Annotated in this window: 7 protein-coding genes; 1 reads left to right on the top strand and 6 read right to left on the bottom strand. The window is 40.7% G+C overall.

Annotated features, from left to right (window positions below; genetic code table 11):
- Window positions 1-105: 105 nt before the first annotated feature.
- Window positions 106-567 (bottom strand): hypothetical protein, encoded by a 462-nt coding sequence (locus FN756_RS03085; RefSeq protein WP_142601347.1) that lies wholly within the window; start codon window positions 565-567, stop codon window positions 106-108.
- 46 nt (window positions 568-613) lie between these two features.
- Window positions 614-2,167, bottom strand: a complete 1,554-nt coding sequence (locus tag FN756_RS03080; protein ID WP_142601346.1) for a helicase HerA-like domain-containing protein — start codon at window positions 2,165-2,167, stop codon at window positions 614-616.
- A 171-nt stretch (window positions 2,168-2,338) separates the two neighbouring features.
- On the opposite strand from FN756_RS03080, the gene FN756_RS03075 reads away from it, so the two are divergent.
- Window positions 2,339-3,382 (top strand): WD40/YVTN/BNR-like repeat-containing protein, encoded by a 1,044-nt coding sequence (locus FN756_RS03075; RefSeq protein WP_142601344.1) that lies wholly within the window; start codon window positions 2,339-2,341, stop codon window positions 3,380-3,382.
- A gap of 93 nt (window positions 3,383-3,475) precedes the next feature.
- Here FN756_RS03075 and FN756_RS03070 read toward each other — a convergent pair whose 3' ends face one another.
- From FN756_RS03070 to thrA, 4 genes are all read right to left on the bottom strand, one after another.
- Window positions 3,476-4,855, bottom strand: a complete 1,380-nt coding sequence (locus tag FN756_RS03070; protein WP_142601343.1) for a S41 family peptidase — start codon at window positions 4,853-4,855, stop codon at window positions 3,476-3,478.
- Between the two features lie 117 nt (window positions 4,856-4,972).
- Entirely contained in the window at window positions 4,973-6,289 is a 1,317-nt protein-coding gene (gene thrC, locus FN756_RS03065; protein ID WP_142601341.1) for a threonine synthase, read from the bottom strand.
- Window positions 6,270-7,223, bottom strand: coding sequence for a homoserine kinase (locus FN756_RS03060; RefSeq protein WP_142601339.1), 954 nt, complete (start codon window positions 7,221-7,223; stop codon window positions 6,270-6,272). Before FN756_RS03060 ends, thrC begins: the two co-directional genes overlap by 20 nt.
- The gene (thrA, locus tag FN756_RS03055) at window positions 7,223-9,661 is read right to left on the bottom strand and encodes a bifunctional aspartate kinase/homoserine dehydrogenase I (protein ID WP_142601338.1); all 2,439 of its coding nucleotides are present in this window, start codon (window positions 9,659-9,661) and stop codon (window positions 7,223-7,225) included. The genes FN756_RS03060 and thrA overlap by 1 nt, the downstream gene beginning before the upstream one ends.
- Window positions 9,662-9,983: the final 322 nt, after the last annotated feature.

Below are 9,983 nucleotides of genomic sequence, written 5' to 3'. Positions count from 1 at the left end.
TGAAAACACCAGAAAGTGTTTACCAACAAAAATCCCGGTCACTTGCATAACCGGGATTAGTATAAAATTCTGTCAACCTATTTCAGGACGATTCACAGTAAACGGTTATCTGCCAAACATATTGCCGAAGAAGCCACCAATTCCGCCGGAAACGCTTTTTAAAATGTTTTTATCAATACCGATAAATGAAGCGAAACCGTCTAAATCAGCTGTATTTCCAGATGCTATAAACTTTTTGGTGATTTTCTCAATTGCAAATGGAACGGAAAAATCAGTAATCTGTTGTGCCTGAGATGCGCCCATGCCCATTTGAGTACTCAAGCTATTCACTAAACCCGATGATAGTTCAGTCATTAATGGATTATTGGCATCAGCAGGGGTAGCGCCTGTCAATAAGCCAATAACATCATTCAATTTGCCTCCAAACACTTGTTTTTTTACTGTATCAACAAGTGAATCACTTACACATTTAAGCGTGGGTTCAACTTGCGCTTCCTCCAAGCCTAATATTGATTGAGCTTTATCGGCGAACTCGCCTTTGATTGCGTCTACTATTGGTCCGAACATAATTTCTAGAGTTTAGCTTCCAAAAATAGGATAAAATAGCATTTTCTTAAAAAAACGGATTCTTTCTCCGTGAGCGACTCCCTGATAATCCCAATACGCCCAATAATCCACGTGCAACCTCACGAATAATGGTTTGCCCTGTTCTGCTATTAACAGCTTCTTCTATAAAGCTTTTTTCTTTTGACACCTTTTTAGCCTGAACTTCCTCATCTTTAGTTTTTTGAGCTTCCTGTTGCTGAAGCTTAGATGCTTCTAATTTCTTGGTCAGTATTTCGTAAGCACTTTCCCTGTCGACCTCTTCATTATAAATTCTCACCAAATCGGATTTATCACAAAGCGCGTTCATTTCCATGTCGGTTAGCACATCCATACGCGATTGAGGCGGGGCAATTAGGGTGTGAGCGAGCGGTGTTGGATTTCCCTTTTCGCTTAAAACGGTAACAAGCGCTTCCCCAATTCCTAATTGCGTTAATAAGTCTTCAGTTTTGTAGTATTCAGATAACGGATAATTCTCCGAAGTAAGTTTAATAGCCTTACGATCCAAAGCAGTGAAAGCACGCAATGCATGTTGAATTTTCATGCCTAATTGTCCCAGCACTTCATTAGGTACATCCGTAGGATTTTGGGTGATAAAGAAAATTCCCACGCCTTTTGAACGTATCAATTTAACCATCGTTGTAATTTGATCCAGCAAGGCTTTACTGGCCTCATCAAAAATCAAATGCGCCTCATCAATAAAAATGACCAATTCAGGCATGTCGGCATCTCCTCGCTCAGGGAATTTCTGATAAATCTCAGCCAGCAGGCAAAGCATAAAAGTGGAGAATAATTTGGGTTTACTTTGAATGTCAACAACCCGAATAATATTTACGTATCCCCTGCCCAAATCATCTTTACGCAGTAAATCATCTACCTCGAATGATTTTTCTCCAAAAAAATGATCAGCGCCCTGCTCTTCTATTGCAATAATCTGGCGCATAATTGCCCCAACCGATGCAGGACTTACCGCCCCGTAAGCTTCTTCAATTTCAACTTTGCCATCGGCCATTATATACTGCAAAACCTTACGTAAGTCTTTGATATCCAGCAAGGGCAATTGCTTGTCATCACAATATTTAAACACTAATGAAAGTACGCTTGATTGTGTGTCGTTCAGCTCCAAAATGCGAGAAAGTAACACCGGGCCAAATTCTGAGATGGTTGCACGTAAGCGAACCCCTTTTTCTTCAGAAATTGACATGAGTTCCACGGGGCTGGCCTGCGCTTTCCACTCAATGCCAATTTGCTTTATTCGTTCTTCAATTTTAGCATTTGACGTACCCGCTGAACTCAATCCGCTTAAATCGCCTTTTATGTCCAATGCAAGTACAGATACCCCCTTGTTGGATAATTTTTCGCAAAGGCCTTGTAAGGTTTTTGTCTTCCCGGTACCAGTTGCGCCGGCAATTAAGCCGTGTCGATTAAATGTTTTTAGAGGTGCTTTTACAAGATTGTTTTCAACAACTTGCCCGTCCAAAACTGTAGTGCCCAGTATAATAAAATCACCCCCACAGGCATATCCCTTATCAATTTCTTCTTTGAATTTTGCTATTTTGTCCATAAAGTAATCTGTTAAATCAGTTCGGATGTATATGTTACTAAATTTACATGAAATGGCCATGTAAACGTATACCCTAAGGTATGAAAATAAGTTTGGCCATTCCATGTGACCTTTAAATGTAAATTATATACACATGAAATTAAACAACAACCAAGCAACACCAGTTCATTTATGAAGAAAATAACACTCTTATTTACCTTAATCTTTCTTGTCGACATCACTGTTGTTATGGCGCAGAGAGCAAGCATAAGGCAGTTTTCAATACCCGCGCCTATCAGTATTCGTGCCTTAGAAGTTTTAAATGACAGTACAGCTTGGTTTGCAGGAAATAATGGATATTGGGGTTATACAAAAAACGGAGGCAAAACATTCACAATTGATTCAATTAGTGTTGATGGAAAAAAAATTGAATTTCGGGGGATCTCCGTAACGCCCAAAGGAACCATCTTCTTAATGGGCATAGCTTCTCCCGGATACATATTTCGTTCAGCCAATAAAGGTAAAACCTGGGATATAGTTTACAAAAACGACCAATCCGATTGGTTTATGGATAGCATGAAATTTACAAGTGATACGGAAGGTTGGGTTTTGGGAGATTACAATGAAGGTTGCCTGGTTTTATTACATACTACTGATGCAGGCGAAAGTTGGGCAAGAATACCTTGTGGCAGGCTGCCTTCAATTGATGAAGAAGAAGCATTTTTTGCCGCCAGTAATTCCTGCTTTACGGTTCAAGGGAAAAAATTAATGATAGCAAGCGGAGGAAGCAAAGCCAGGGTGTTTATTTCAGAAGATGGAGGTTCCAGCTGGACAACACACGCTACTCCAATTATGCAAGGTGAAAAAATGACGGGCATCTATTCCATTGCTTCTAATGGCAACAAAACCATCGTTGTCGGGGGAGATTATGATAAAAAGGAAATCCATAGTAAAACAAAAGCTATTTCAATAGATGGAGGCCAAACCTGGAAGTTAATGGCCGACGGCAGAGGGCCCGGATTTGGCTCCTGTGTTCAATTTGCACCTGCCTCGGCTGCTAAAGTGGTAGTTGTTGCTGCAATGCCTGGAGTTTTTATTTCTAACGATACCGGAAAAACCTGGAACAAAGTAGGAGCAGAAAGTTTTTACACCTGCCGGTTTAGCCCCTCGGGTCAAACAATTTGGTTTGCCGGAGCACAAGGTTCTATTGGCAAACTAGTCATTAGTTCAAAGTAGGCCAAGACAGCACCTTTGTCTAAAAACAAGAAAGGTGGACATTTCTGCCCGCCTTTCCATAAATCCATTAAAAATCGTTTCAATAATGATTCTTTACTTTATCATTCCTTTAAACCTGGTATCCGGCAGTTGTCGGCCTAACTCTGCTTTGGCTGCTGCTTCTGTAGCTTTGGTTGAAGCCGGGAACGAACCATTCACAATGTATTGCAAAGCATCATTTAGACAGGCTTCTGACACATCGCCCCAATCCTTATTCGCCAAATCTGGTTGGGCCTTATCTGGCGTAAAGCCGTCATAATAATCCGAATTACCTAATTTATTCACGGTTTTGAACATGATGGGGAAGTCCCAAAAGTTAGGGGTAGTATTTGTTTCAATCGCCTGAAATCCTACCGGCTTGCCGTAAGTTGTTGAGCCAACCATTTTTAAATCAGTAAAATAAGGCTTTAAGCTGTTAATTGTCAATTCACTGGCCGAAGCCGTTCCGTGCCCCACAATAAACACCAGCTTGTTAATCGTTCCTAAACTTGGAGGATTGCCCGGATCTGATTTGTCCACATTAATGGTTGTATTGAAATTGTACGGAGGCCCGGCCAATTTGTTGTTAAATTCATACTTGAACATCACTTGCCCATTAGCTGATGGACTTAAAATAGAGTTTACCATTTGTTGCGCTACAGAAACGTATCCTCCTCCATTATAGCGCAAATCAATAATTAAATCTGAAATTCCTTGAGCCTGGAAATAGCCAAATGCTTCATTCAAACCAGGGTGTACAACTTTCTCATTTGGCGTTCCAGGATTCTCAAGCTTTGTTAGAAATGAATTATATACCAGGTAGCCAATTTTCTTTCCGCCTTGTTGAATTACACTTCTGTGCATTACCTCATCATCAGAAAGTGTTGCAGTTGCAATAGTAAGGTCTTTTGCCACATTATTAGGATCAATGAACGAAAATTTAATCGGAGCCCCTGCATTTAAAAGATTATTTAATGCATCAATATTTGTTCGGGTGGCTGCTATTCCATTCATTTGAGCGATTTTCCAACCACGACGAACGCCATTTGCATAGGCACTAGAGCTTGTTAGTGCAGTAGCCACTCGAAGAGTCTGGTCGTTTTCAAAATGAAACGTCATGCCATAACTTCCAGGGTCTTGTCCTTGAACAAATCGTTGTTGGTATTCTTCATCAGTAAGCACAAAACTGAACCTGTCTAGTGGCTGCAAAGCACGTATGGCCGCTTGCACTCCCTGCGGATCCGTATAATTATGCGCGTTAAAATTTGAAGGAATTACCTCGTACCATAGGTAGACATCGCGATTAATTGCTAAAACAGTGTCTCTGGCATCGCCCTTAGTTGTTGGAGCAGAGCCGGAGTCTTTCTTACATCCGGTAAAAAATAATGAGTTGACAAACAGTACTACTAGAGTGGTTGTCAACAACTTTGAGAGGGTATATTTTTTCTGATGCATAAGTCATAAAGGTTAAAGAACGAGACATAAATTTAATTTGGTATGCAAAAACGATGGGCTTTCAAACATTGAATATAACGTTTCGAAAGCCCGCAAAGTTTCAGCCAAATCTAAAATTTATACCACTATTTGTTGTGTTTTTTTAGTAAGAAAACCTTTTAACTCTTCATATTGGTTATCGATGCGTAAAGAGTTCTTTTTAAGGCACATAACGCTTGCTAGTTCTTCCGGAATTAACACCTTTTCTCCGGTAATGCTTTCCATAACGTCTAAAAATTTACAAGGGTGTGCTGTTTCCAAAAATACTCCTTGGAAGTCTGATTTGAGATCTAATTCCTTCTTTAAGCCCAAATAGGCTACTGCTCCATGTGGGTCGAGCAAATAGTTAATCTGATCTTTTGTTTCTTTAATGACAGCGCGTGTTTGTTCATCAGTAAAGCTATAGCCCGTTAGATGGGCTTTCAGGTTTTCAATTTGTTTGCCGTAAATTTCCTGTATACGCACAAAATTGCTCGGGTCGCCAACGTCCATGGCATTTGAAATTGTGGCAACTGACTCTCGGGGCTCGTATGTCCCGGTCTGCAAATATTCAGGAACTACTTTATTTGCGTTTGTTGAAGCCACGAAATGATGAATTGGCAAGCCTAATTTGGCTGCGACCATACCGGCACAAATATTTCCGTAATTACCACTTGGTACTGAAAAAACAACTTTCTTCGATTTGTTTTTAAGTTCTTTATAGGCAAAAAAGTAATAAAACATTTGTGGTAGCCACCGTGCTACGTTAATGGAGTTAGCAGATGTAAGATTGATAACCTGATTTACTTCTTCATCCAAAAAAGCTGTTTTTACCATTCGTTGACAATCATCAAAAGTGCCCTTTACTTCAAGCGCTGAAATGTTTTGTCCGAGCGTGGTTAGTTGCTTTTCCTGAATATCACTCACTTTTCCACTAGGATAAAGAATAACAACATCTACTCCTTTTACTCCTAAAAATCCGTTTGCCACTGCTCCGCCCGTATCGCCGGAAGTCGCTACCAAAACCGTTACCTTTTTCTGCTCAAATTTTGAAAACGCACCTAAACAACGTGCCATAAAACGCGCCCCGACATCTTTAAATGCCAACGTTGGACCATGAAAAAGCTCTAATGAATACACATCCTTTTCAACTTCAACCAATGGAAAGTCGAAATTGATGGTTTCTGCCACAATACGCCGTAGCTCCTGTTCAGCGATTTCATCGCCAACAAACTGCCGTATAGCCTGAAACGCGATTTCTTCATTTGAGTAACGCTCAATATTTTTAATAAACTCTGAATCAAGCGGAGTAATTGACTCAGGAAAATAAAGCCCTTTATCAGGAGCCAAACCACGGACAACAGCTTCGCTGAAAGATACTTTAGGCGTATTATGATTAAGACTGTAGTATTTCATTGTTTTCTTTTATAGCTATTACTTTAACTCCGGTTTGATTAACTTTTGATAGATGGATGTCGAAATCAATTCCAACCTTTTCATACACATCGGCCATCGCCATTTTAACCTGTTGAGCCGCTTCTTCGCCTTTGCTCAACATAAAAATGGATGGTCCTGATCCTGAAATTCCTCCGCCTAAAGCTCCTGCCTCCTTCGATTTCAACTTGACTTCCTGAAAAGCGGGAATAAGTATAGAACGAATAGGCTCCACAATGGCATCTTCAAGGGAGCGACTAATCAGTCCATAGTCCGATTTCATTAAACCCGCCACCAAGCCACCTACATTTCCCCATTGTTTAATTGCGTCTTTAAGCAAAACATTCTTCTTCAAAATTTCACGCGCATCAGCCGTTCTTACCTCTATCTGTGGATGAATAACGGTTGCAAACAGTTCTGAAGGAGTGTCAAGGGTAATTATATCAAGCGGCGCATAGCTTCTAACTAGGGTAAATCCTCCAAAAATTGCGGGAGCAATGTTGTCGGCATGCGCTACACCTGATGCCAGGCGTTCGCCTTCCATGGCAAAGCGAACGAGTTCCGTTTTAGAAAAGGGTTCTCCTAATAATTTATTAGCCGCAACCACTACGCCTGCTGCACTTGCCGCGCTGGAACCGATGCCGCTTCCCGGTTTTATTTTTTTGTAGATCTCAATTTCAAACCCTGCATCGCCCCTATATTCCTTTAGCATAGCCAACAAGGCCACGCCTGCAACATTACGTAGTGGTTCTTTGGGCAGATCATAGCCATCGATTCTGGTTATTTTTACCGTTTTTTCAACGGTACGCCTCAATACCATTTCATCGCCCGGACTATCCAGTGCAAAACCAAGAACGTCAAATCCGCATGAAACATTGGCGACTGTTCCCGGCGTAAATGTTTTAATTTCACTCATTATCTGGCAGTTTTAATTATGTCAGCAAAAATTCCTGATGCAGTTACTTCGGCGCCTGCTCCTGCGCCTTTTACGATAAGCGGTTGTTCATGATAACGATCAGTGGTGAACAACACTATGTTATCCTTTCCGTCGAGCATGTACAGCGGATGGTCGCGATCCACAGCCTGAAGGCCCACTTTTGCTTTCCCTTCATTATAGGAAGCTACGAACTTCAGCTTTTTACCCTCTGCATTGGCTCTTTTGTAAATTTCATCAAACACCTGTCCGTGTTCTTTTAATTTTGCGAAGAAATTATCTACAGTTCCTTCCAAACAATCGGCTGGCATAAATGAATCGGTAGCAATATCTTCCATTTCCATGGCAACGCCACTTTCACGAATCAGAATTAAAATTTTACGTTTAACATCCGTTCCGGTTAAATCAATGCGTGGATCAGGTTCGGTATAGCCTTCGGTTTGTGCCTGCCGAACTACATTTTCAAAACTTACGCCTTCCTTAAAATTATTAAAAATAAAGTTTAAGCTTCCCGAAAGCACAGCATCAATTTTGCGGACCCTGTCACCACTACGAACCATATCATTCAAGGTTCCTATGATTGGCAATCCTGCTCCAACGTTTGTTTCAAATAAGAAAGAAACATTCTGATTCATCGCCAATTGCTTTAATTTACGATAGTTTTTATAAGTAGATGCGCAGGCAATTTTATTGCAGGTAACCAACGAAATGTTGTTCTCAAGCAATTCTTCATATATTTTAGAAACTGCTTCACTGGCTGTATTGTCGACAAAAACACTATTTCTTTTATTCAAAGCTTTGCTGCGTTGTATAAACTGTCGCATGTCCATTGTTTCGCCTTCCAGGAGTTTTTCTTTCCAGTTTTCCAGGTCCATTCCGTTTTCATCAAAGCACATTTTCTTGCTGTTTGCCAAGCCAATTATGCGCACGTTTAAGCGGAGTTCTTCTTTCAAAAAATGTTGCTGTTTGCGGATTTGCTCAATGAGTTTACCGCCTACGTTGCCTGTACCAACTATAAATAAATTCACCTGTTTGGTCGGCGTTTCAAAAAACTCTTCATGCAACACATTGAGGGCTTTTCGTACATCTTTCTCGTTAATTACGGCAGATATATTTTTTTCTGAAGAGCCTTGAGCAATTGCGCGTACGTTAATCCCATTTCTCCCTAATGCACTAAACATTTTGCCGCTTACTCCCGGTTGGCTCCGCATTTTATCGCCAACAAGAGCAACGATACAAAGGCCACGTTCAACGCTTAAGGGTTCAACTTTTTTGATACTTATCTCAAACGCAAACTCACTGTCGACAACGGTTTTAGCCCTAATTACATCTTCTTCAAGCACTCCAACGCTTATAGAATGTTCGGAAGACCCTTGAGTGATAAAAATTACATTGATCAGTTTACGGGAAAGGGCATCAAACAAGCGTCTTGAAAAACCGGGAACACCAACCATGCCGCTGCCCTCCAGGCTTAACAACGCTATCTTGTCCACACTTGAAAGACCTTTCACAATCCCAGGGCTCTCATTTCCGTTCTCCAGAATTAAGGTTCCGGCGTCATTCGGCGCAAAGGTGTTTTTAATCCAAACAGGAATTTTTCTTTCGAGAACAGGCTGAATGGTTGGCGGATAAATCACTTTCGCACCGAAATGAGAAAGTTCCATCGCTTCGCCATAAGAAATTTTATCAATCGGATAGGCTTGGCCGACAATACGTGGATCGGCAGTCATCATTCCGCTTACATCCGTCCAAATTTCAAGTACTTCCGCATTTAATGCCCCTGCAATGATTGATGCGGTATAGTCTGAACCACCTCTGCCCAAGGTTGTAGTTTCATTGCTTTCAGTAGATGCGACAAAGCCGGGCAATACAGTGATGCGGCTTGACTGATTAAAGTACTGCCAGATAAGCAAGTTGCTGTTATCAAAATCCACATTGGCATTGCCATAATGGGCATCGGTTTTGATGAGCTCACGTGTGTCCTTTAAAGCAACATCTACGCCTTCCGCTTTTAGTTTTTCAGCGATAATCAACGACGAAAGCAATTCTCCGTAACTCATAATACGGTCAAGCGTTTTTTTCGAGAGCTCACCGATTAAGTACACACCTTCACAAATGTTATCTATTTCGTTTAAACGTTTTTTTACCTGACTAAGCACTGAACTTTGCGCTGAAACAGGAATGAGGTTACGAACTTCGGCTAAATGTCGCTCTTCCAATTCAACAAGTATGTGCTTATATTCTTCGTTGCCTGTTGAAGCAAGTTTTCCTGCTGAAATCAATTTATCCGTCACTCTTCCCAAGGCAGAAACCACAATTGCCACATTGCTCTGTTCGGCTTTTTGCTTAACAATTACTACTACCTTTTCAATGTTCTCTGCGGAGGCTACTGATGAGCCTCCAAATTTTAAAACTTTCATATGTTATTCGTTTTAAGTCGCTTCGCAACAAATCGAAGGCGATCGGATTATAAATAGCCTAAATGAGAATATAAATATATTCACCTTCAAACTTCATAATTAAAAAAGAGTGGATTTCGTAGAAAAGTGCCCATACGGGGCGCGGATAATATATACTTGACCCCCTAAGGGGTAATAATTGTAATTATTGTAAAAATGCCGAATACAGTTACAATGCTTGCAACTTCAATATGCTTGGCGATATTTAAAATTAATAATTTCAATTGTTCAGCGTTGTATTACAAACTTATACATTTTTTGCAAAACACAAAATGAATTTTAG

The organism is Solitalea koreensis (assembly GCF_900182575.1).
Lineage (GTDB): Bacteria > Bacteroidota > Bacteroidia > Sphingobacteriales > Sphingobacteriaceae > Solitalea > Solitalea koreensis.
Note: the sequence above shows the minus strand (reverse complement) of the source record. Positions and strands in the feature narration are given on the sequence as shown.

Coding starts and splice junctions, on each gene's coding strand:
- thrA (WP_142601338.1), bottom strand. CDS start 9,661: ATGAAAGTTTTAAAATTTGGAGGCTCATCAGTAGCCTCCGCAGAGAAC.
- FN756_RS03075 (WP_142601344.1), top strand. CDS start 2,339: ATGAAGAAAATAACACTCTTATTTACCTTAATCTTTCTTGTCGACATC.
- FN756_RS03080 (WP_142601346.1), bottom strand. CDS start 2,167: ATGGACAAAATAGCAAAATTCAAAGAAGAAATTGATAAGGGATATGCC.
- FN756_RS03060 (WP_142601339.1), bottom strand. CDS start 7,223: ATGAGTGAAATTAAAACATTTACGCCGGGAACAGTCGCCAATGTTTCA.
- FN756_RS03085 (WP_142601347.1), bottom strand. CDS start 567: ATGTTCGGACCAATAGTAGACGCAATCAAAGGCGAGTTCGCCGATAAA.
- thrC (WP_142601341.1), bottom strand. CDS start 6,289: ATGAAATACTACAGTCTTAATCATAATACGCCTAAAGTATCTTTCAGC.
- FN756_RS03070 (WP_142601343.1), bottom strand. CDS start 4,855: ATGCATCAGAAAAAATATACCCTCTCAAAGTTGTTGACAACCACTCTA.